This is a genomic window from Arthrobacter sp. StoSoilB20, assembly GCF_019977295.1.
GTDB classification, from domain to species: Bacteria; Actinomycetota; Actinomycetes; order Actinomycetales; family Micrococcaceae; genus Arthrobacter; species Arthrobacter nicotinovorans_A.
The window spans coordinates 1,336,670-1,358,923 of the sequence record NZ_AP024651.1 but is presented as its reverse complement, the minus strand read 5'-3'; the positions used below and the strand labels follow the sequence as shown (position 1 = coordinate 1,358,923).

Annotated in this window: 21 protein-coding genes; 11 read left to right on the top strand and 10 right to left on the bottom strand. The window is 63.6% G+C overall.

Translation table 11 applies throughout. The annotated features are described in order from the left end of the window. Nucleotides 1-273: 273 nt before the first annotated feature. Nucleotides 274-732, bottom strand: a complete 459-nt coding sequence (locus LDN85_RS06235) for a DUF559 domain-containing protein (protein ID WP_223944904.1) — start codon at nucleotides 730-732, stop codon at nucleotides 274-276. 794 nt (nucleotides 733-1,526) lie between these two features. Between LDN85_RS06235 and LDN85_RS06230 the strand changes: the two genes are divergently transcribed. From LDN85_RS06230 to LDN85_RS06220, 3 genes are read left to right on the top strand one after another with little or no spacing between them, the layout of a single operon-like run. Then, nucleotides 1,527-2,471, top strand: coding sequence for a BadF/BadG/BcrA/BcrD ATPase family protein (locus tag LDN85_RS06230; protein ID WP_026542902.1), 945 nt, complete (start codon nucleotides 1,527-1,529; stop codon nucleotides 2,469-2,471). Further along, nucleotides 2,446-3,396 (top strand): N-acetylmuramic acid 6-phosphate etherase, encoded by a 951-nt coding sequence (murQ, locus tag LDN85_RS06225; RefSeq protein WP_026542903.1) that lies wholly within the window; start codon nucleotides 2,446-2,448, stop codon nucleotides 3,394-3,396. The genes LDN85_RS06230 and murQ overlap by 26 nt, the downstream gene beginning before the upstream one ends. Before the next feature lie 51 nt (nucleotides 3,397-3,447). Continuing rightward, nucleotides 3,448-4,800 (top strand): MFS transporter, encoded by a 1,353-nt coding sequence (locus LDN85_RS06220; protein ID WP_026542904.1) that lies wholly within the window; start codon nucleotides 3,448-3,450, stop codon nucleotides 4,798-4,800. A gap of 117 nt (nucleotides 4,801-4,917) precedes the next feature. Here LDN85_RS06220 and purN read toward each other — a convergent pair whose 3' ends face one another. Beyond that, nucleotides 4,918-5,487, bottom strand: a complete 570-nt coding sequence (purN, locus tag LDN85_RS06215; protein ID WP_026542905.1) for a phosphoribosylglycinamide formyltransferase — start codon at nucleotides 5,485-5,487, stop codon at nucleotides 4,918-4,920. Nucleotides 5,488-5,498: 11 nt separating this feature from the next. Between purN and LDN85_RS06210 the strand changes: the two genes are divergently transcribed. Further along, a complete protein-coding gene (locus LDN85_RS06210) occupies nucleotides 5,499-5,948 on the top strand; it encodes a hypothetical protein (RefSeq protein WP_026542906.1) in 450 nt (149 codons plus the stop codon). A gap of 41 nt (nucleotides 5,949-5,989) precedes the next feature. Here the strand turns inward: LDN85_RS06210 and LDN85_RS06205 are convergent, their stop codons facing one another. The 4 genes from LDN85_RS06205 to LDN85_RS06190 form a co-directional block, all read right to left on the bottom strand. Continuing rightward, nucleotides 5,990-7,321, bottom strand: a complete 1,332-nt coding sequence (locus tag LDN85_RS06205; protein WP_026542907.1) for a DUF6350 family protein — start codon at nucleotides 7,319-7,321, stop codon at nucleotides 5,990-5,992. 896 nt (nucleotides 7,322-8,217) lie between these two features. Beyond that, nucleotides 8,218-8,595 carry a hypothetical protein gene (locus LDN85_RS06200; protein ID WP_223944903.1) on the bottom strand — a complete coding sequence of 126 codons (378 nt, stop codon included), beginning with the start codon at nucleotides 8,593-8,595 and terminating at the stop codon, nucleotides 8,218-8,220. Next, nucleotides 8,592-9,011, bottom strand: a complete 420-nt coding sequence (locus LDN85_RS06195; RefSeq protein ID WP_223944902.1) for a J domain-containing protein — start codon at nucleotides 9,009-9,011, stop codon at nucleotides 8,592-8,594. Before LDN85_RS06195 ends, LDN85_RS06200 begins: the two co-directional genes overlap by 4 nt. A gap of 223 nt (nucleotides 9,012-9,234) precedes the next feature. Beyond that, entirely contained in the window at nucleotides 9,235-9,657 is a 423-nt protein-coding gene (locus LDN85_RS06190; RefSeq protein ID WP_026542910.1) for an Hsp20/alpha crystallin family protein, read from the bottom strand. Nucleotides 9,658-9,799: 142 nt separating this feature from the next. Here LDN85_RS06190 and LDN85_RS06185 point away from each other — a divergent pair, with 142 nt between their 5' ends. Beyond that, nucleotides 9,800-10,237 carry a MerR family transcriptional regulator gene (locus LDN85_RS06185; RefSeq protein WP_223944901.1) on the top strand — a complete coding sequence of 146 codons (438 nt, stop codon included), beginning with the start codon at nucleotides 9,800-9,802 and terminating at the stop codon, nucleotides 10,235-10,237. A 154-nt stretch (nucleotides 10,238-10,391) separates the two neighbouring features. On the opposite strand, the gene LDN85_RS06180 is transcribed toward LDN85_RS06185, so the two are convergent. Continuing rightward, nucleotides 10,392-12,287: an FG-GAP-like repeat-containing protein gene (locus LDN85_RS06180; RefSeq protein WP_223944900.1), complete on the bottom strand. Its 1,896-nt coding sequence runs from the start codon at nucleotides 12,285-12,287 to the stop codon at nucleotides 10,392-10,394. 157 nt (nucleotides 12,288-12,444) lie between these two features. Here LDN85_RS06180 and LDN85_RS06175 point away from each other — a divergent pair, with 157 nt between their 5' ends. The 4 genes from LDN85_RS06175 (at nucleotide 12,445) to LDN85_RS06160 (ending at nucleotide 16,787) form a co-directional block, all read left to right on the top strand. Beyond that, nucleotides 12,445-13,611 (top strand): glycosyltransferase family 1 protein, encoded by a 1,167-nt coding sequence (locus tag LDN85_RS06175; RefSeq protein WP_223944899.1) that lies wholly within the window; start codon nucleotides 12,445-12,447, stop codon nucleotides 13,609-13,611. Further along, nucleotides 13,608-15,029, top strand: a complete 1,422-nt coding sequence (locus LDN85_RS06170) for a UDP-glucose/GDP-mannose dehydrogenase family protein (protein ID WP_223944898.1) — start codon at nucleotides 13,608-13,610, stop codon at nucleotides 15,027-15,029. The genes LDN85_RS06175 and LDN85_RS06170 overlap by 4 nt, the downstream gene beginning before the upstream one ends. A gap of 478 nt (nucleotides 15,030-15,507) precedes the next feature. Beyond that, nucleotides 15,508-15,939, top strand: a complete 432-nt coding sequence (locus tag LDN85_RS06165) for a hypothetical protein (RefSeq protein ID WP_346347060.1) — start codon at nucleotides 15,508-15,510, stop codon at nucleotides 15,937-15,939. Nucleotides 15,940-16,025: 86 nt separating this feature from the next. After that, the gene (locus LDN85_RS06160) at nucleotides 16,026-16,787 is read left to right on the top strand and encodes a tyrosine-protein phosphatase (RefSeq protein WP_223944896.1); all 762 of its coding nucleotides are present in this window, start codon (nucleotides 16,026-16,028) and stop codon (nucleotides 16,785-16,787) included. Between the two features lie 65 nt (nucleotides 16,788-16,852). Here the strand turns inward: LDN85_RS06160 and LDN85_RS06155 are convergent, their stop codons facing one another. Together LDN85_RS06155 and LDN85_RS06150 are read right to left on the bottom strand one after the other, a co-directional pair. Continuing rightward, nucleotides 16,853-17,539 carry a uridine kinase gene (locus LDN85_RS06155; protein WP_223944895.1) on the bottom strand — a complete coding sequence of 229 codons (687 nt, stop codon included), beginning with the start codon at nucleotides 17,537-17,539 and terminating at the stop codon, nucleotides 16,853-16,855. Nucleotides 17,540-17,602: 63 nt separating this feature from the next. Further along, the gene (locus LDN85_RS06150) at nucleotides 17,603-18,853 is read right to left on the bottom strand and encodes a plasmid pRiA4b ORF-3 family protein (RefSeq protein ID WP_223944894.1); all 1,251 of its coding nucleotides are present in this window, start codon (nucleotides 18,851-18,853) and stop codon (nucleotides 17,603-17,605) included. Between the two features lie 104 nt (nucleotides 18,854-18,957). Here LDN85_RS06150 and LDN85_RS06145 point away from each other — a divergent pair, with 104 nt between their 5' ends. Further along, nucleotides 18,958-19,371 (top strand): hypothetical protein, encoded by a 414-nt coding sequence (locus LDN85_RS06145; protein WP_223944893.1) that lies wholly within the window; start codon nucleotides 18,958-18,960, stop codon nucleotides 19,369-19,371. 309 nt (nucleotides 19,372-19,680) lie between these two features. Beyond that, nucleotides 19,681-20,952: an MFS transporter gene (locus LDN85_RS06140; protein ID WP_223944892.1), complete on the top strand. Its 1,272-nt coding sequence runs from the start codon at nucleotides 19,681-19,683 to the stop codon at nucleotides 20,950-20,952. Here the strand turns inward: LDN85_RS06140 and LDN85_RS06135 are convergent. Continuing rightward, on the bottom strand, nucleotides 20,949-22,202 hold the full coding sequence (locus LDN85_RS06135; RefSeq protein ID WP_223944891.1) for an APC family permease: 1,254 nt from the start codon (nucleotides 22,200-22,202) through the stop codon (nucleotides 20,949-20,951). The two genes, LDN85_RS06140 and LDN85_RS06135, sit on opposite strands and share 4 nt — an antisense overlap. Nucleotides 22,203-22,254 lie beyond the last annotated feature (52 nt).

The window sequence follows — 22,254 nt, the reverse complement described above, 5'->3', positions numbered from 1 at the left end:
TTGCGAGGCCCACTCTGCACCCTTGGCCCGGCCCAAACCCTGCACACCCGGCCCCACAAATCCCACCCCCACGTTGCGAGGCCCACTACGCACCCTTGGCCCGGCCCAAACCCTGCACACCCGGCCCCACAAATCCCACCCCAGCGTTGCGAGGCCCGCACTACACCCCTGGCCCGGCCCAAACCCTGCACACCCGGCCCCACAACTCCCACCCCCAGCATTGCGAGGCCCGCACTACACCCCAACCCAGGACCCAGGACCCAGGACCCAGGATTACGACGCCGGACCCCGCCACCCGCGCGACACCAATGCATCGCGCACCTTACGTTCCGCGTTGGCCCATCCACTTTTCATTTGAACGTCGGAGAACCTGAGCACGATCCAGCCCATAGACCGAAGCCGGTCGTCACGTTCGATGTCTTTGCCCCACTGCACGGGGTCGGAGCGATGATGGTCGCCCTCATACTCCATGGCAATTTTGTACTCCCTGTACTGAAGGTCTGGCGTGGATACATATCTACCGTGTTCATCGAAGACCGGCTGCGTAACCGCTGGTTCTGGCAGCCCGGCGTCGACTATTTTCAACCGCAGCCTGGATTCCTGCGGAGAGTCGACCCCAACGCGAAGCAACGGCAGTATCTCCCGGGCCATCCTGATTCCCTTGACTTTGGGTCGCCGGTCAATGACTTCCTGGATGGCCTCGATCGATGACAGCGGATTCTCCCGAGCCAACAAAAAGTCTCCGGCCGCCACAAGCGAAGACCGCCCCATGTGCCGGGCTAGATCCAGCCATGTCCACTCAGGCGATGTCAATTGCACCCCGTTGACTACACGAACATCCTTGGCCAAGAGCGGCGCCCGATGCCCGATCACTCCCCTACGTTTGACTCGTCCAATCTCGTGTCGTCGCGTCACATGTATCGAGCCGTTGTTGCCTTCCTCCTCCAGATATATCGGAAGGGGAATCGACCAGAGGAGCGCAGAGGTCACATGGCTGACCGCGCACCTGGGAGTGACTGCCGTATGCAGCCGGGCAAGTAGGGCAACGTTCGGGCGAGCGCTTCGGTTAAGACGGATACCCCGGCTAGGTGTGACGAGGCCCGCTGATTGCAGCCTCCCGCGTGGGACCCCGGCGGCGTAGGCATCGCTGACCAGGAAGCCTTCGGGGTCGATCGCGGGCGGCAGGGGCATGGGTTTGCGCATTGGACCATGCTTGCGCGAAACGGTCGGCGGCGTTGCGTTATCCACAGATTTGGCCCCCGGAGGGCGCATGGACTGTTCCTCCACAGAAGTGCTCCCTGCGTTGCGAGGCCCACTCTTCCCACTAAACCAGCCCCAAACCCTGCAAAACAGGCCCCACAACGAAGGGGCCCACCCACTGCGAGGCCCACTCTGCCCACTAAACGAGCGCCAGACCCTGCAGAACAGGCCCCACAACGAAGGGGCCCACCCACTGCGAGGCCCGCTCTGCCCACTAAACGGGCCCCAAACCCTGCAGAGCGGGCCTCACAACATAGGGTTGATCCATGGAAGCCACCGAGGTTGTTCTTGTTGCCGATGTTGGGAAGAGCCGTTGCCGCGTGGAGTTGCGCAGCGGCTCTGAATTGCTGGGGGCTGCCGACCAGCACGGCTTCGCCGGCGTGCACGTGGACAACGGACCCACCCTGGCGTTCGAGCTCCTTCTCGAAACGCTCAGCATGTTGCCGCCCGGCCTGCCCGTCGGTGCCGTGACCAGCGTGGGTGCCGCAGTGGCCGGCGTCGAAGCATCTGCGGAGAAGTCGCAGGAACTCGCCACCATGTTGTCCAGGAGATTCAGCGTCCCCGCTGCGGTCCTCTCTGACGCTACGGCCGCCCAACTCGGCGCACTCCAGGGAGCCCCGGGGACCACGCTCATTGTGGGTACCGGTGCCGTGGCCTTCCGTTTCGATGAAGCCGGCGTCCTGCATCGGGCCGACGGCTGGGGACCCTATCTGGGTGATCGGGGCAGTGGACGGTGGATTGGACAGCAAGGACTTCAGGCCGTCCTTGAAGCGTACGACGGCGGCCCGGCCACCTCGTTGTCGGCCGCGGCGGCCGCTCTGGTTGAGTCGCCGGCGATGCTCCCGGGGTGGCTCGCCGCCCATGAGAACCCCTACCGCGCCATGGCCCGTTTCGCGCCGCTGGTTCTGCACGCAGCGGAGGCGGGCGACGCCGTCGCGCATGACATCATCGGCGAGGCGTGCCGCATCCTGACCCGCACCGTGAAGCTGGCCAACGGCGAGGCGGCCGGTTCGTCCCGCGTGGCGCTCCTGGGCGGAGTGGTGGGATCGGACTTCTTCGCGTCGCTCTTGCGGAAGTCCCTCGCTTCGGCTGGGATTGAGGTGGTTGCACCGCTCGGCGATGGCTTGGACGGTGCTGCCCTCGCTGCGACGCGCCGCGGGCTCATCCAGGAAAGGTACATCCACCGTGACGGAACAAACTGGCCCGACTAACGCCGACAAACTAGCGGGCCTGCGCACGGAACTCGCCGGGTTGGCGACCGAGGCCACGGCAGACGGCCTGGAAAACCTGGATATCCTGGGAACCGAGGAACTGGTCTCCGCGATGCTTGCCCACAGTGCAGGAGTACACGCTGCCGTTGAGGCCGCCAGTCCCGCAATCGTCCAAACGGTCGACGCCGTTGCGGAGCGGCTCCAGCGCGGTGGCCGCCTTTTGTACGTGGGAGCCGGCACGGCCGGGCGTCTCGGTGTGCTCGACGCAAGCGAGTGCCCGCCAACGTTCGGCACCCCGCCGGGACTCGTCGTCGGGCTCATCGCGGGCGGTACCAAAGCGATCCAGCACCCCGTGGAGTACGCCGAGGACAACGCAACTGCCGGGGCACGGGACCTGCACGATATCAACGTCACTGAAGCGGACGCCGTCGTGGGCATTACGGCCTCCGGCAGGACGCCGTACGTGATCGGCGCGCTGGAAGAAGCACGGAAGAGGGGCGCGTTCACGGCGTCGCTGGCGTGCAACAAGGGCTCGGCCGTAAGCCACGTCGCGGATGCAGCGATCGAAGTCGTTGTAGGTCCGGAGTTCATTGCCGGCTCTACAAGGCTGAACTCAGGGACGGCCCAGAAACTTGTCCTCAACATGATCAGTACGTTGGTGATGGTGAAACTCGGCAAGACGTACGGGAACCTCATGGTGGATCTTCGCGCCACGAATGAGAAGCTGCTGGCCCGCTCCCAGCGCACCGTCCAGCACGCTACCGGCGTCTCTGCCGAGGAAGCTGCTGCGGCTTTGGACTCCGTGGGTGGTTCGGTAAAGGCGGCCATTTTGGTGCTTCTGACCGGCATCGAGGCTGGTCAAGCCAAGGGTGCTTTGGAAGCAGCCGGTGGTTTCCTGCGACGGGCCATCGAGAACCAGAAGTAACGCGGACTTCCGCACCGTGCGCAGCGCATAAAGTTGCATGCAGGAGGCCCAATGAATACATACACAGCCGTGCCCAGCGGCGAGCAAGTTGTGCAGGAACTGCCGTGGCGGTGGAAGGTCCAGGGACGGATTTTCGTGATCGGCGGGCTTGGATTCATGTTCGATGCCTGGGATGTCACGCTCAACGGCATCCTGATTCCGCTGCTGTCCAAGCACTGGTCCCTGCAAGCTGCTGATGCGGCATGGATCGGCACGGCCAACCTTATTGGCATGGCCGTGGGGGCGTTCGCGTGGGGCACGATCGCGGACACCATCGGCCGCAAAAAGGCGTTCACTGCCACCCTCCTGATTTTCAGCATCTTCACGGTTCTGGGTGCCTTCGCCCCGGACATCGTGTGGTTCTGCATCTTCCGCTTCATGGCCGGCTTCGGCCTGGGCGGCTGCATCCCCGTGGACTACGCGCTGGTGGGTGAGTTCACGCCCCGGAAGCAACGTGGCAAGGTGCTCACGGCCATGGATGGCTGGTGGCCGATCGGTGCTGCGCTCTGCGGCTTCGTCTCCGCCGGACTGGTGGCGGCCTTCGGGGACTGGCGGCTCACCATGCTGATCATGGTGCTGCCCGCTTTGTTGGTCTTCTGGATCCGGCGTTCGGTTCCGGAGTCGCCGCTGTTCCTGATCCGGGCGGGCCGCCGTGCCGAGGCCGCGGCCGTGATCGATGGCTTGGTGGAGGCCACCGGCGCTTCGCCGCGCGCTTACAGCCTGCCTGAACCGCAAGCCGCTCCGCGCCTCTCCCCCGGCAGTGCGTGGGCACAGCTGCGGCGGATTTGGCAGTTCAACTGGAAGATCACCACTGCTGCGTGGGCCCTGTTCTTCAGCATCCTGTTGGTCTATTACTTGTCGCTCACGTGGATGCCGCGCATTCTCATTGGTGCCGGTTTCGAGGAGTACAAGGCGTTCGTCACGACGGCGAGCATGGCCGCCGTCGGACTCTTGGGCGTGGTGGTCGCGGCGCTGCTGGTGGAGCGCGTGGGCCGCAAGTGGATCCTCGCTATTACTGGTCCTTTGTCCGCGCTGACACTGGTGATCGTGGCGTTCGTGGTGGATGTGCCCTCGGCTGCTGTGTTCTGGCTGCTGGTGTTCGGGTTCGTGGTCCAGGTGGCCATCCCGGTCCTGTACGCGTACGTCTCCGAGCTGTATCCGACCGAGCTACGAGGCTCGGGCTTCGGCTGGGCTTCGACGTTCTCCCGGATCGGCGCAGGCTTTGGTCCGTTGGTGTTTGCCTCGTTCTTCTGGCCCGAGTTTGGGTTGGCTCAGTCGTTCGCGATGGCCGGTGGCCTGGTGTTGCTGTCCGTGCTGTGGATGGCGTTCTTCGCCCCGGAGACGAAGCAGCGCGAGCTCTCCTAAACCGCGGCTTCACCCGACTAATACGCAGATCAGGTGGTTCCCGGGGCTGGGAACCACCTGATCTGCGACGTACTTGGGTGTGGGCCTATGTGGGCGTGGGCCTCCGCGGGTGTGGACCTATGCGGGGGCGCCGGCGAGGTCTGCGAGGGTCTGGACCAGCAGGCGACGCTCCACTACCTTGATGCGCTCGTGCAGGGATTCCTCGGAGTCCTCCGGAAGCACGGTCACCGCTTCCTGGGCAATGATGGGCCCGGTGTCCACGCCGGCGTCGGCCCAGTGAACGGTGCAGCCAGTGACTTTGACGCCATAGGCCATCGCGTCGCGGACACCGTGGGCGCCCGGGAAGGACGGGAGCAGCGCCGGGTGTGTGTTGACGTACTTGCCGTCGAAAGCGTTGATGAAGTCTTCGCTGACGATCCTCATGAAACCGGACGACACCACGACATCCGGTGCATAGGACAGGACCTTGTCGCGCAGGGCAGAGTCCCACTCAGCGCGCGTTTCGAACGAGTTGAAGTTGACCACGAAGGTCTCGATTCCGGCCTCGTCTGAGCGCTCCACACCGTACGTGTCGGGGCGGTCGGCGCCCACAGCGGCGATCTCGACATCCAGTTCACCCGACTTCACGGCGTCGATGACTGCCTGAAGATTGGAACCGGTACCGGAGACGAGGACAACAATGCGCATTGCACTAGCTTATGGGCGGCTCGCGTAGGCTGGAAAACATGAATCCCGACGTCGGTCCCAAGCCGAGCCAGCAACCCCGCTCCGAGGCCGAAAAGTCAGCCCTCGGCGTGACCCAAATCCTGTTCCGTGCTTTCCTTCTGACAGCTTTGGGTGCGTTCTTCGTGTTCTCCCTGAACGTGAACTACGTCTGGTTGAGCGCCATTCTGACGCTCGCTGGTTTGGTGTTGGGGATCGTCGTGCTGGTGCGCACGCTGAAGTACAAGCACCCGCGGCTGATTCTTTTCGGGACAATTTCCGGACTGGTGGTCACGGCCGTGATGTGCCTGCTGATCCTGACGTCGGTGCTTTTCTTCAACCAGGTCAGCACGTACCAGGATTGCTCCCGCGGGGCGCTGACGGAGTCCGCCAAGTCGCAGTGCCTCACGCAGCTCGAGAACTCCATGCCGGGACCGCTGCGCTAAACCGACACCGGAGCAGCCCGGCGTAAGGGGCGTCGATCCGCTCAGGCGTGTTCGTCGTCGTACGCTGCTTCATCGAGGTTAGCCTCGCGCTCCTTCTGGCTGCGTTCCAGCCAAGGCCCCACCGCGTAGCCAATAACGACGCCGATACCTACTTCCGCGGCCAGCCAGACTGCCGTCCACAACGGATGGGGTCCGATTTCGGTGAGCCGCCCAATACCGGCCGAACCGCGGGCGATCCACGCCAAGGCACCACCCAGGAGTCCCGCAACGGCGCCAATGAACGCGCCCAGGAACAGCGTTGAAGCGGCCGCGGTGAACCAGCGGGCCTTGATCTTGATGGAGAGCCACTCGTCAAAATGGTTCTCGCCTTCACGGAGGAACCACCAGCCGGCCAGGATTCCGGCGACGACGGGCAGCGCAAGTGCCATGGCTCCGGCGTCGAGCTGTCCTGCGGGGAGGGCGCCCAAAACGGGGACCGCCGGGAGCGGCCCCACGGCTGTGCCCAACGGACCGGCTGTGGAGCCGATGCCGAGCGAGAAGCCGGCGCCCGTGGACCAGGAAAGGGCGAAAATGACGAGGTTTGGCAGGAAGCCCAGCTGCGCGATGGTGAGGACGGCCCCGCCGAGCGCGCCGGCCTGGATGCCCTCGTAGACGGCGATGATGTCCGTCCAGTGCCAGACGATGGTCACCGCCAAAAGCAGTGCGGCCAAACTGACCGAAGCCATGGCCGCAACGAACCCGGCCTTCAATGCCGAGCCCACGTACGAGCCCGCCCAACGGGAATGTTGGCTGGTCTTCGCAAGCCAGGCGACGGCGTCGACACCGATCAGGCGGCTCCAAGAGCCGGCCTCTCGTCGTGCGCCCACGATCATCCCCAAGCCAAACGAAACCAACGGAATGGTCATGGCGAACCACAGGTTGATGACCACTTCGGGGGTGCGGCACACGAAACCGGTTGCGGCCCCGAACGCCGCGTACACCACGAAGGCGCCGAGAAATGCCTGCCACAGTTGGTCGGTGTAGGAAGCCCGGGCAAGCCGACGACCCGCGCGCCACGCCAGCAGGAACGGGATGAGCGTCAGGCCCAACGGAATCAGGGAGAGCAACCCCGAACCTGGCTGGGCCGCGGTGCCGATGTTGACCTGCGCCAGTTCCAGCGGAACACCGTGGATCAGCAGCCAGGCTTGTCCGCCCAAGCGGGCCAGGGAGTCGACGTTGCGGTCCTGGAAACCATCGGTTGCCCAGACTCCCACCAGCGGCAACACCACCACGATGGCCGAAATGAACGCCGCCTGCGCCGCTTCCAAACCACCCTGGAGCCAAAGGGGCATCGGGAGGCCACGGTTTCCGGTCTGATCAGCGCGCAGTTTCATCGTGATCTATCGTGCCACGGCGGGCCGCTCCCACCCCGCAGGCTCCCCTGAAATACCGCGAATTCCAGCGCTTTTTCCGTGCGGCGGCCGTAAAATGGGAGGTGTTCTCCCGGGGCACGGAGCCCTCAACGACCACCTCAGCTCCGCCCCACCTGCGCAAACTTTGCAAGGCCCGGAAACAAACGAAGCCGGGAACTAGGAGCGGCCAATGGATCGGTGTCACAACTCATAACAGAAAGTCGTACTAGCAGCTGGTGCAGCCGCCAACGGATTCTCTCCATAGGCTGCACCAGCCTTCTTTTGGCCCCGCCGCACGCACCCCACCTGCACCCCACCGCACCCCACCGCCGAGGGGCGACATCTCAGCACTTTGAAGCCCACACATACTGCCGAGAGCTAACCCCTCACGAGCCAACCCACGACGGCGGCTCGGCAGCCCAAGCGCGCACCCCACCACCCCTCACCTCACCCCCCGCCGAGGGGCGACCTCTCGGCACTTTGAAGCCCACACATACTGCCGAGAGCTAACCCCTCGCGAGCCAACCCACGACGCCGGTCGGCCAGCCCAAGCGCGCACCCACCACCCCACCCACCCCGCCGAGGGGCGACATCTCAACACTTTGGAGCCCACACATACTGCCGAGAGCTAACCCCTCAATGAAGGAACGCACGACGGCTGCTGGCCAGCCCAAGCGCGCACCCCACCACCCCGCCGAGGGGCGACATCTCAGCACTTTGGGACCTTCTTACGGTCGAGAGCTAACCCCTCGCGAGCCAACCCACGACGCCAGCTGGCTAACTCAAGCACGCACCCCACCACCTCACGCCGAGGGGCGACATCTCGGCACTTTGAAGCCCACACTTACTGCCGAGAGCTAACCCCTCGCGAGCGGCCCCTAAAGCTGAGGCCCGTAAATGAACTCCTTGGCGTGGTTGACGGCCTTCTTGAAGGCGTCGTTGCGGAGTGTCACCTGCTCCCGGCTGGCTCCCCCATTGGGTTCAAGAAAGGTCGTGGGTCCGGGCCGGAGCATCCAAATGTCACCGGCCGGCGGAAGGTAGAACACGCCGAAAGACCGGTGCTCGGGGTCCTCGGTCCAGATCGGCACCACGGCAACCGCAGCGCCGGTGTCCGGATTGATCCACTGGGCCCGGGGCGTCGGCTGTTCATGGACTTCGGGGTCCAGGAAGGGCGCCGTTCCCCTCCCCCAGCGTTTCTCGAACCGCTCGTAGAACGCAGGAATGATGTGGCCGTCGTACGGACGCCAGGCGCTCATGAATGACTCCTTGGTGATCTCGATTTGCGGACCGATGGTTCCCAGCGGGGCGGCCCAAAAGTCAGCGGCGACTCCTTGGCGCCCGCGGAGGGTTTGGGTGAAGTCTCGTTACGGTGCACGCGGACTTTCACGGGGGTACCTTCGGTCCCGGACGAAGCCCCACCTTGGGAACCGGGCGTTCGCCGCGCATGATCGTAAGCCGCCCGCTTCCTTGGGTCCGACAAAACGACGTACGCCTGCATGATGGCGTGCAGTTCCTGGAGGTCGGCCGCGGTGGTGGTGCCGCCGTCGTCGACCTTTTGGCGGGTGTCCGGGTGATGTGTCCGAAGCAGCGTGCGGTAGGCGCGCGTGATTTCTCGGGTCGTCGCATCCGGCGACACGTGAAGAGTCGCGTAGTGGTCAGGTTTGATACTCACTGCTGGTTCCGGTTTCTGCCGCGGAGGTGGAGATGGCCCCCGGCTGAACCGGGGGCCATCGCTCGGGAGACGACATCGGGGGCCGCTTTCATGTGCGCTAAAAAACGCTGTGACGTGGCGCGAAGCCTGCGCCCAACTATTCCGATGCGGCCGCTTCCGTCGTTCCCGGCCGGCGCTCCGCTGGCGGGCCACCCCCGGGTGAGCCTTCCGGCGGAGCGTACGGTTATGCGTTGATTTCCTGCCTCTGCCCGCTGGAAGTAATTTCGATGCGCCGCGGCTTGGCCTTCTCTGCGACCGGGATCCGGAGTGTCAGGACGCCGGCGTCGTAGTTGGCTTGGATGCCGTCGGTATCGAGGGTGTCGCCGAGGATGAGCTGGCGGCTAAAGACACCCTGGGGGCGTTCGGCGGCGAGCATCTCGGTGTTCTCGCCCGCGGGCGACTTGCGCTCGGCCTTGACCGTGAGGACGTTCCGTTCAACATCCAGATCCACGGTCTCCGGATCAACCCCTGGCAAGTCGAAGGCAACAACGAATTGTCCGTCCTCCTGCCATGCATCCATCGGCATTCCGGCCGGGCGTGCTGTTGTGCCAAAAACCTGTTGGGCGAGCCTGTCGAATTCGCGGAACGGGTCAGTGCGCATCAGCATTTGGTTCTCACTCCTTAGATCTTGATGCTGATTCTGTTGTTCGTGCCAGCCACTTGATCTGTATCGGCTGGTATAGATTTTTTATAGCACTGGTGAGAGAGTGGATGCAAGTAGTTCTTCGGAAGATTTTTGGAGGTCTTTGATGGCAGCTTCGGATGGCACGACTGCCGCTGAAGGGTACGACGGCGGCCCGGCTGCTTCCGCGGCGAACGGCACCCCACCTTCTGCTGACGACCGTGACGCACGCGGGGTCTACGCGATCTCTGTGGCGGCGGAGCTTGTCGGCACGGGGCAACAGAACATCCGGCAGTACGAGCGCAAGGGCCTGGTCACCCCGGACAGGACCGACGGCGGCACACGTCGCTACAGCGAGGACGACCTTGTGACGCTTCGCAGGATCGGAGTGTTGTTGGATGAGGGGCTCAACCTCGCCGGCGTGAAAATGGTGCTCGAGTTGGAGGCTGAGAACCGGGGGCTGAGCGAAGACAACCGGGGGCTGGTTGACGACAACCGGGAGCTCCGGGCTGATAACCGGGGGCTGCGCAAGGATTTGAAGCGGGCGCGGGGTGGGGACGCTTGAGTCCGCAAGCGAACAGTGCACATACCGGGCAACCCGGACCTGTGCACTCTCCACGGAAGAGAAGATGTCAATGAGTACAGGGCAACTGGATGTGGTGAATGGGAAGTGGCATCAAACCTTAAGGTCGACACGTCCCGATAGGGCCCCCTGGATTCTACAGAACCGCCGTCATCCCGCCCCAGCCCGTGCCAACGCGGGAAGCCGTGGGCCACGCCGCTCCCCCGCTGCCGGCGTAGAGCCACAGCTCGCCGGCTGCGTTCCGGGCCAGGATGTCGGCATTTCCGTCACCGTTGAAGTCGCCCGGGCCAACAAGGGAGTTCATGACGTTCCAGCCCTGCCCGATGACGCGCTGCTGCTGCCAACTGCCGTATCCGTTGGGCGGGTAGAGCCAGAGCGCGCCGGAGCTGTCGCGGGCAACAAGGTCGGAGACGCCGTCAGTGTTGAAGTCGCCCACGCCGGTGATCTCGGACATGCCATTCCAGCCCGTACCTACTTGGATGGCTGACAGCCAGCCACCGGCTCCGTTGCCGCGGTACACCATCAGCACGCCTGAGGCGGTTCGGGCTGCGATGTCCACATGGGAGTCGCCGTTGAAGTCCCCCGCGGATTCGATGGCGGTCATTCCGGACCAGCCTGTGCCGACCTGAACGCGGGAAAGCCAGCCACCAGAACCGTTGCCCGGGTAAAGCCAGAGCAGCCCGCCGGTGTCACGCGCCAGGACGTCAGCGTTGCCATCACCGTTGAAGTCGCCAGGAGCAACCAGGGCATTCATGACGTTCCAGCCTTGGCCCACCTGGACACGAGGCAGCCAGCCACCTGAGCCGTCGCCCGGGTACAGCCACAGCACGCCCGAAGCTTCCCGGGCCAGGACATCAGCGAAGCCGTCACCGTTGAAGTCGTTCTTGACCGGCGGCTCAACGTTTGCGTCGATGATGCCCACGGATGCTCGCAAGTAACTGACCACGTAGACCTTGTCCGAGGCGGTGTTGACGCCTGCGGCTACGGGCTCGTTGCCTGTGTACACGGTGTAATTGGTGTTGTTTTGCCCGTTGATGACGGTAGTGCCGCCGCTGTAGGTGGCCGCGTAGATCTTGTTGTTGGTGGGGTTGACTACTAGCTCGTTGACGCGGGTAGTGGTCCCGATGGTAGCGATCTCGGCGTTGGTTGAGCCGTTGAAGACCTTCACACCGCCAGCAGTTGACGGCCCGTCTACGACAACATAAATCCGGTTGGTGGCAGTGTTAACAGCAACGAGGCCGAGTTGGCTGGACGATGCGAGAGTTGCGTCGATAGTGTCGCTGGCTCCGTCGATGACCAGGAGTTTGGAACCCGGATTCGCAACGGTCGACGCGTAAACCTTATTGGTCACAGTGTTCACGGCCACGCTGAGGATGGGGCTCCCGCTCGGGGCGATGGTTCCTGTCACGAAACCGCCGGCTCCAATGACCTTGATGGTTCCGTTGGACAGGACATAGGCCTTGCCCGTCACAGGGTTCACCACGATGTCCTGCGCTCCGCCGGCGAACGGTACGAACGTGGTGGCCAGGGTGGCTCCGTCAATGATGGTGACACCACCTTTGACGCCTACGTAGATCTTGTTGGTGGTCTCGTTGACGGACACGATGTATGGCTGCTCGCCGACCGTAACTGAGGCCTTGACGAGCTCCGTTGCCCCATCCACCACTGCTACCGTTCCACCGACCAAGCTTGCGTAAACAGTGTTGGTGACGGTGTTGACTTCGACGTCCCACGGCATGTCACCGGTGTTTATGGTGCCGCTGGCACTAACGCCGTTGATGACGGAAACGCCTTCGAAGGAAGCCACGTAGGCCTTGTTGGTCACCTGGTTGACCGCGATATTCCCCGGGCGTTCGCCGACCGGAACGAAATCCGTCACGGCGTCGGCAACAGCCGGCGTAGCATTCAGGCCCAAAGGCCCGGACAACAGAGCCAGCCCCAACCCGACGGCGACCATACCCGCCGCTGCCCGGCGCCGCCGTCGTGCATTTACTTCCCCGAGCGCGCGCGAATTATCCCCAGCAGCAACCATGGCAAGACCCCCAGAACTTTCGACGCCCAGCACGTCGGATACGCGAAGTCTACTTGGACGCTGGGACAAAACAGAGAACCACCTGTTAACCAACTCTTCCTCCACAGGCCACCGGATCGAACCCGCCACGCCAACCGCCCGGACCACCGTGGAAGGCGTGAGGATCGCAATCGTCGCCGAATCATTCCTGCCATTGATGAATGGGGTAACCCACTCGATACTGCGGGTGCTGGAGCATCTACAGGAGCGCGGGGATGAGGTGATGGTGATCGCGCCGTCGACGTCGGACACTGATGTTTCGAGCGTCGAGAAGGGTGCGTATGTGCACCGGCTTCCCTCCGTGCCGCTGGCCGGATATACGAATGTGCGGGTTGCGTTGGGTGGTGTGAATCGGGTCAAGCGAATCCTTGCCGATTTCTCCCCCGACGTCGTTCATCTCGCTTCCCCGTTCGTCCTCGGCTGGCGCGCCGTGCAGGCCGCCCACCAACTCGGCATCCCGACCGTGGCGATCTACCAAACCGAGGTTCCCAGCTATGCCGCCCGCTATGGCGTGCCGTTCCTGGAGAACTGGGCCTGGAACCGCGTGGACAACATCCACCTCCTGGCCACCCGAACCCTTGTGCCGTCCACGTTCGCGCTGAACCAGTTGCGCGGACGCGGCATCCTGCGCGTGGATATGTGGCGACGCGGTGTGGATACCGCCCGCTTCAACCCCGCTAAACGTTCGACGGCGTGGCGCAGCTCGGTAGCGCCCGACGGTCACCGGATCATCGGCTACGTCGGTCGGCTCGCCGTGGAGAAGCAGGTTGAGGATCTCGCCGTGCTGGCTGATCTGCCCAACACGAAGCTGGTGATTGTGGGTGACGGCCCGCAGCGCGCGGCTCTTGAAGCACGGCTCCCACACGCGCACTTTGCCCGATTCCTCGGCGGGGATGGCCTCGCTGAGGCTGTTGCCAGCTTTGACCTTTTTGTCCATCCCGGCGAGTTCGAGACCTTCTGCCAAACCATCCAGGAAGCCATGGCGTCGGGCGTTCCGGTGGTGGCGACCGGCCGCGGCGGGCCCTTGGACTTGGTCGAAAACTCCCGCACCGGGTGGCTGTACGAGCCCGGGAACCTCACCCAGTTGCGCGGCTACGTCCAGGACCTGACGGGCGACGACGCCAAACGCCGCGCGTTCGCCACGGCAGCAACCGCCTCGGTCCAGGGGCGGACGTGGCCTGTGCTCAGCGCCGACCTGGTGCGGCATTACACCGACGTCATCGCTTCCTTCTCCCGCGAAAACGGGCCCACAGAACTCACCTCAAGCAAAGGACCCTCCTCATGAAGATTTCCGTGATCGGCTGCGGCTACCTCGGCGCAGTCCACGCAGCAACACTCGCTTCGATGGGCCACAACGTGGTGGGCATCGACGTCGATTCCTCCAAGGTGGAGCAGCTCAACAAGGCTGTGGCCCCCTTCCACGAGCCCGGTCTGGACGAGCTCCTCCAGGACGGCCGCACCACTGGCCGGCTCGTGTTCACCACGGATTTCGCCGTTGCAGCTGATGCGCAGGTGCACTTCCTTTGCGTGGGTACCCCGCAATCCAAGACCTCTGACACCGCGGATCTGTCCTACCTGATGGGCGCCACGAAGAGCCTCCTCCCGCACCTGGCCAAGGGTGCCGCCGTCGTCGGTAAATCGACAGTGCCGGTCGGCACGGTGGAAACGCTCCGCGCGATCCTGGCCCGACGCTCGGACGTGCTGCTCGGCTGGAACCCTGAGTTCCTGCGCCAGGGCACGGCGGTGAAGGACTCGCTGGTTCCCGACCGGCTGGTTTATGGCGTCCCGGGTGGCAAGGGTGCCGCGGCCGGCGCTCCGGTTACTGCCGTGCTGGATGCGGTGTACGAGCCGCTGATAAGCGCCGGCATCCCGCGGCTTGTCTGCAACTTCGCGACGGCGGAACTCATCAAGTCGGCGTCGAACGCCTTCCTGGCTACGAAGGTCAGCTTCATCAACGCGATGGCTGAGCTTTGCGACGCGTCGGGCGCTGACGTCAGCGAACTCAGCGAGGCTATGGGCCTGGATCCGCGTATCGGCAACCGCTACCTGCACGCCGGACTGGGCTTCGGCGGCGGCTGCCTGCCCAAGGACATCCGGTCGTTCCGTGCGCAGGCACGCGAACTTTCGGTGCCGTCCGTGGATGAGTGGATGGCCCTGGTTGATTCGGTGAACCTGGACCAGCGATCCCGCGCCGTGGAGGTGGCCCGCGAGATGTGCCGCGGCTTCCTTTCCGGCCGCACGGTGACCATCCTCGGCGCAGCCTTCAAGCCCGACACCGACGACATCCGCGACTCCCCCGCCCTGGACGTCGCCCAGCAACTCGCTGCGGCAGGCGCTCACGTCACCGTCACCGACCCCAAAGCCATCAACAACGCCTGGATCCGCTACCCGCAAATCCGTTTCGAAGCCGACACGAAACGCGCCCTCGAAGGCGCCGAACTGGTGCTGCTGCTCACCGAATGGGACGAATACGTGTCGCTGTCGCCCTCGGTTGTGGGAGGCCTCGTACGACGCCGGATGGTGCTGGACGCTCGGAACGTTCTGGACGCTGAGGCCTGGCGGAGTGCGGGATGGACCGTGCGCGGGTTGGGGACGGGGGCTTCGGTTGTTGGTGCGGGGCGCGAGAGTGAAGCTGGGGTTGACGTGTCAGGGCGTTCCGGCGGTCCTGGGCGTGCCGGTGGGAAGAAGCACGCGCGGGCGTAAGCCCTTCGCAGGCGTGAGCCCTTTGCGGGCCCGGGCCCGGGCGGTCGCTCTGCCGACCGTAACGTGCGCCCCACCCAAAGTCATAGATAACTTCTCCTCCCCTTGTAGATGTGCCGAATGTTATGGTCACGGGACGCGCCATCGCATCGGCGCATCTACAAGGGGGCAATAAGTGAAAAAGGGTTCTATTCGCACGGCCAAAAACCGGCATTTGTCTGGCAAGTCTTCCTGGACTCAAAGCAGGAAGGCACTGGGGCTGGTGGCGATCGTGTCTTTATTGGCTATGAGCACTGCCTGCGGCCAGGGAGGGACAACAACTGCCAGTTCGGTGAACAGCACAACGTCAACTCCTTCTGCGACACCGTCGCCAACACCCAGCAAAGTCGCTGGGACGGTCTGTAAGAGTGAGAACGCGACTCAGAAATCGTCCGGTGAGACCTACGTCTGCGCGATTGACCGCGCCGGCACATTGACGTGGTTGGACTCAGCGACCGCCAAGAAACTTTCCGATGATCGAGCTGCGGAAGCGGCGGCGAAGGCTGCAGCCGAGAAAGCGGCAGCGGACAAAGCAGCTGCGGACAAGGCAGCTGCTGACAAAGCCGCAGCTGACCAGGCAGCGGCAGCTCAAGCCGCGGCCGCAAAAGCAGCAGCCGATAAGGCCGCTGCTGACAAGGCGGCTGCTGACGCCGCGGCCGCCAAGCTTGTTCCCAAGACTGTCGTCCCAGCGGCGCCGCAGGCACAGAGTAACTGCGATCCGAACTACTCGGGTTGTGTTCCCGTGGCATCCGACGTCGACTGCGCCGGAGGCAAAGGCAATGGGCCGGCGTATGTGCGGGGACCGGTGACTGTCATTGGTTCTGATATCTACGGCCTCGACAATGACGGAGATGGAATCGGCTGCGAGAAGTAGTCATCGTGTGGGTGACCGTGGCCGAGAGGCTGCGGTCACTCCGCATGTTGCACGCGCGGGCGTGAGCCCTTTGCTTTACTGGGGACATGGAAGAGCCTGCAAGAAAGGACCGTACCCTCAGAGCCGAGGGTACGGTCAACGCGCGCGATCTCGGCGGATTGGAGCGCGTTGACGGAACGCTGACGCCGAGCGGAGTGTTCTTCCGCAGCGACAACGTGGACCGGATCAGCCCCGATGGATGGCAGCACTTGCACGAGGCCGGGATCCGTACCGTCGTCGATCTTCGCCAACCGGAGGAACGCGAAAGGGACACCCAGAAACGCCCCGCCTGGCTCACCACCATCAACGTGGACCTCGATGGCCTTGAGAACACGGATTTCTGGGCCGGCTACTGGGACAACGGTTTGGTGGGCACCGCCATGTACTTCCTGCCGCACCTCACTGAAATGCCCGAACGAGCGGGAGCTGCTGTCTCGGCCATAGTCAACGCACCGCCGGGCGGTGTCCTCTTTCACTGCATGGGCGGCAGGGACAGGACCGGCATCATTGCCATGATTCTGCTTTCGGCCGTGAGCGCCGATACAGAGGAGATCGTTGATGACTACCTCGAAACGGTCCGGCTGGGCGATACCAGAGCAGCCAGCGACAACCGGAACAATGCCGAATCTCTACTGAACGAACTCTGCGAGCGCCACGGAACCACCACGGAAGGTGCCTTCCGAACGGCACTGGCCGGCTTCGACCTTCCCGGATTCATCAAGGCAGCTGGCCTCCACGAAAGTGACCGCGCCGCACTGTTCAGCTGGCGCGGCAGCGTCGTAGAGACCGCGGGTGCAGGTTCCTTGTGACGTCGTAAGAGTCGCCACGGCTCCAGATTCTGCCGGTCAAAGCCTGCGCGAGCTTCGGTGGCGATCTAACGTTGTCGCTGCATCGCGTCCAGAACTGACAGCAGCCTGGGTGCGTCCCGAAGGGTGTTGTCAACGATTCTCGTAGCCCGCAACCACGGCTGAGAATTCTCAAAGTAGATACGTTGACCGCCGACGTATCGCCGCATCGACGGATGTTCCGGGTCCGGGTTGCTCCCGTCCCTTATGGACATCCGCCTGGCTGTCTCGGAAAAGGGCACATCAAGGAAAATCGAGTAGTCCCAGAGTCCAACCAGCTCATCGCGGTGGAGGAACATGCCCTCTACTAGCACCAAAGCGTTGTCCGGGGCCAGCTGGGGTTTGACCTCGATTCTTACGTTATTGCCGGCATCTGTGGCCGCCCTTCGAATTCTTCCGTTCCCGCCATTTCTCAAAGGTGCGAGGACATTGTGGTCGAAAGCAGTGTAATCGTAAGTATCCAGCCAGAATCCCTCTGGAGATGCTCGGCCCCGGCGGTGGCGGACATCCTGAAGGTTGAGAAAATCATCCAGGTGAATTGTCACGACGGGCCGCCCATGAATTGCGAGGGCGAGCGCTTCCACGAAGGTTGATTTACCGCTTCCATCAACCCCGTCGATAGCTATAAGTTGACGGCTCGGTCCTAGCGCAAGTACTTCCTCGGCAAAGAACTGCAGCAGTTGCGCCCGACGCGGCACTCCGTTTTCTCTCGTCATCAGACAATGGTGGCACTGACGACGGGAATCACCCCAAGAGGTTCAGAGTGAACCTTGGCGCGATCAGTCCATCCGGCTCTGAACCTCCAAGAGGAACTTAACGCCGGCGTCGGACAACTTCTCATTCATCCGCACCCAACCTGGGCGTTCCCATAGCTCCAGTCGGTGCAGGTTACGTGTGACGTCGTAGTAGAGGTCGCTCGCCCACGACAGAGGAATCTCGCCACCCGTCCGGGTTCTCAAACCGCCGTGGTGAAGGGCGGCCTGGATCACTTGGTCCCGAAGATTGTAGGGCGGCTCGTCGCCAGTCAGCTCCCAATGAACGAACAGGGGCGTTGCCAAGCGTTCGGCATCGCTGCCTGGGTTCGCGAACTGGTCTGCCAGGAAAGCCCACAGGGCTTCGGGATCCCCGGCCAGTTTCCGTCCCCTGGGCGTGAGGAGCAGTTTGTCCTTGAGCTTGCGCAGAAGCTTCCACTCCTGCAACTGCTCCCGAAGACTCCGGATGGGCAACGTGCTCACCTCGACCCGTCCAGCCGAGATCCATTCGTCGTCCCAGCCAAGCTCGGTCATGGCGTGCTTGACGAAGGACGGCTTCAAGTATCCAGCAGAGGTCAACGGCAGACCGTCGTGCTGGGCTTCCTGGAGAAACCATAGGATCGGGCCCAGAACGTCCTCGTAGTCCGCAACCGTCACTTCACCTGACCAGAGCCGCTGCGCCAAACTGCGCAACTGTCCGCTGACTGCCACCAGATCAAAAGCTTTCGGATCGAATTTCAAGACACTCTCCTGCGTCACGAATTCAAGCCACTCAACGGCTTCCCTATGCTCGGGGTGCTTGGGGTTGGAGACAACAGCAACCACGTTGGCGTAGCCAGCCACTCCGCCGGAATCCTCAATAGGTCCCCGCATCGCACCGTCAAGGCAAGCGATGGTGTTCTCTTGCAGCTCGGCCGGGCCCACAACCTCAATCTCATGTGTCCAGCTGTCGCCGAAGTCGTACTCGTAAAGGAGGTCTGATACTCCCGGCTTCTGAGGGTCAAACAACTCCAGCAGCCGCGCGGCGGCCGGGTTTTCGGCACCTTCTGGACCGTCGCCGTCGTCGACGTCCATGAAGAGGCGCTTTTTACCCGACCGGTCGTGGCCAGCTACGGCGTAAAGGTGGGAATTCCTCCACCCAAACGCGCACTGGATGGCACCGTGCAACTCGGCGAGGGTGGCACTTTCCGGGAGGACAAGCTGACGCCAGATCAGGGGCTCCGTGCCACTGATCGAAAGGCGAAGCTCGACCGCCGGAACGGTTTGAGGCGAATCCATAACGGCAATTCTGCCAGTCACCCCCGATCCCGCGTCACTCGCCACCGGTTCCTCTCACTACCTCTATGTAGGGGGTCGAACTCAACGAGGACAAGGACTTGCCAGTGATCACGCATTTCTACCCGGCGGCGCTTCGCATCATCACGTGCGTCGTAGCTGTTTGCTCGGCTGTGTCGGCAACCCTGCTTGGTACGGCGCCCCCTCCTGATGGCCTCGACGTCCTGGACCCCGCAGATTTGAGGGCAATGGCCGTCGTCCTGACCATGGCGCTGGGAGTCGTGGCGCCGATCGCCGTGCTGATGGTCGGCTCCCTCAAGTGTCTTCTTCTCAAAGCGGGCGTCTTTGCTGCAGCCGGGTTCGGCAATGCCATGATGCTGAGCCCCTTGATAGTGGTTCCGTTCCAGGACACTTCCACTTTGCTGGCTGTGATTTTCTCGGTCGCGCTGACCATCGCGAGCATCGTCACCTACATGGAGTCGGTGGAACGACGGAACGCACGACGGCGGGCCAACACCTAGGCGCTCACCCTCACCACCTATTTTCTTCCGCACCAACACCTAATTTCTCCGCGTACGGCACCTAGTTGCCTCTTTTTGCCACCTAGTGGAGGAAAACGGGCATAGTCTCCTGTTGTGCCTTCGAAGCGGGAGTCCCGGTGTCCGGCGGGAGCCCCACCCGCTTTGGCGTAGGAGGCACTGCGGCACGGCTCCACCCGTCTACCCCCAGGTGGAGTCGTGCCCAGCCAGAGACTCCGTGAGCCGTCACAGGAGTACACGAGAACGATTATTGATAGTCTCGAACGTGCCTGCCGCCAAGGAAAGCCGTTCATGAAACCCGCCACCAGCTCCACCCAGACAGCACGCCATACCGGGGAACGGCCAGCCACCCCCAACCCGAAGCTCCTGCTCTCAAGCCAACTCATTTTCAATATCGGGTTCTACTCTGTGGTGCCGTTCATCGCGCTCACCATGGCCAACGACTTCGCCATGAGCGCGGTAGCCATCGGGGTTGTCCTGGGAGCTCGGACCTTTGCCCAGCAAGGGATGTTCCTGGTGGGCGGTGCCATCTCCGATCGCTGGGGTGCCCGCTACACGATGGTCGCAGGCTGCATCGTCCGGGTGAGTGGCTATCTGCTCTTGGCTGCGGCCGACAACTTCAGCCTCTTCCTCGCGGGAGCCATCGTCACGGGCATCGGTGGTGCGTTGTTCTCACCGGCCCTCGAAAGCCTGGTGGCCGCAGCCGAGGCACGGCGGGAACCGTCCGGGAAGCACCGGCCAACCTTGTTCGCGTCGCTCGTTATCGTGGGCGAATTCGGGGCCGTGGCAGGCCCGTTGCTCGGCAGCCTGCTCCTGGGTTTCGGCTTCGAAGTCTCCCTCTACGTCGCCTCGGCTATCTTCGCGGTGATGGCCTTCGTCTTCTGGCGGTTTCTGCCGCGCGCCGACCGTCGCGGACAGCCAAGAGACGCAGCAGTCCCCAAGCACCAACTGCTGGCCTGCCTTCGGGACAAGCGCTTCGTCGCGTTCGCCTGCTTCTTCAGTGTCAGCCTGCTGGCGCACAATCAGCTGTACTTCGGGCTCCCGGTGGAGCTGCGACGCAGCGGCCTCGACGCCGGCGCACTGGGTTTCGTGTTCGCGTACGCGTCCTTGTTGACGGTTTCGTTGCAGTGGCCCATCGCCAAGCTCATGCGCCGATTCGGCGAGCGCAACGCCCTGACATTGGGCCTCAGCCTGAAAGCCGCAGGATTCACCGCCGTCGCAATACTGGCCACTCAGCCGCCCATCGCATCGTTGCCAGTGTTGCCGGCCCTGGCTCTCGTCACCGGCCTGTGCCTTGGAAACATGTGTGCGAATCCCACGGCGATGCGGCTCGTTTTGGACTTCGCCGGTGGCCGGCCCACCGGCGCCTATTACGGTCTCCTCGCCAGTTGCGGGGGCGCAATGGTGCTGATCGGCAACACGGCCATGGCGCCGCTTTACGAGTTTGCAGACCAAACCTCGACGGCGGCCGCCTCGCCTTGGCTGTTCACTGGCGTTATCGCTGTGGTCTCGGCGGTTGCGATCCGCCGATTCCTCCCAGTGCCGGCCCGGGCAGTGGCCTAGCGGCCTACCCTCAGCCGGATGAGCCTGTACGCGATACCCACCACGAACATCAGCACGCCCAGCCCCGCGGACAACGGCGGCAGCGTCGCGACGAGAACAACGCACGCAATCGCTCCAGCCACCTGCAGGAATTTCGGGTATCGCCGGTCCTCACGTGGCTGGGTGTAAGCGGCGACGTTCGCCACCAAGTAATAGAGCAGCACGCCGAAGGACGAGAAGCCGATGGCACCGCGAAGATCGGCGACCGCGATGATCAGGCAGATCACTACAGCAAGGGTCACCTCGGCCCTGTGGGGAACCTTGTACTTGGGGTGGACAGCAGAGAGCCAGTGCGGAAGGTCGTGTTCGCGGGCCATTGCCAGGCTGGTCCGGCCGAGTCCGGCGACCAGTGCCAGCAGTGCACCCAGCGAGGCGACAGCGGCTCCGATGCGGACAACAGGTTCTGCCCACGCCAGCGTTCCTGCGCCGACTGCATCGGCCAGCGGTGTCGGCGTACCGGCAACACCCTGGGGCCCAAGGGCAGCCAGCAAGGTCACGGCGATGACGGCGTAGATGAGGATTGTGATGCCCAACGCGATCCCGATGGCCCGGGGAATGGTGCGTTGGGGCTCCCGGACTTCCTCGCCCATGGTCGCGATCCGCGCATACCCGGCGAACGCGAAGAACAAGAGCCCGGCGGATTGCAGGATCCCGTACCAGCCTTCGGCCAGCAACCCCTCCCCCAGGAAGTCGCCGAAGTCAGGACCGGACCCGCCCCACACTGCGGTGACAGCAATCGTCAGGGCAGCTAGAACCGCAATCACCAGTACACGGGTGAGCCCCGCCGTTCGGGTCACCCCGTGATAGTTCACCGCGGTCAAAAGTACGACGGCGGCAATCGCCACCGGGCGTTCCCAACCTTGCGGTGCGGCGTAGGCGGCGAAGGTCATGGCCATGGCCGCAGCGCTGGCGGTCTTGCCGATGATGAAGCCCCACCCGGCAAGGAACCCGGCCCAGGCTCCCAGCCGTTCCCGCCCGTAGACGTAGGTCCCGCCCGACGTCGGGTATCTGGCCGCGAGTTGCGCTGAGGACGTCGCGTTGCAGAAGGCCACGAAGGCAGCCACCACCAGGCCTATGAGCAGCCCGGATCCTGCGGCAGCAGCGGCCGGGGTGAAGGCTGCGAACACTCCCGCACCGATCATGGAGCCCAAGCCAATGAGGGAGGCATCGAACGTGCCGAGTCGACGGGCCAAGGCCGGGGAGTTATTCACTGAAACCCTTCACGCTGAGGGACCGGGCTCAGGGCATGGCGTCGGAGACCGG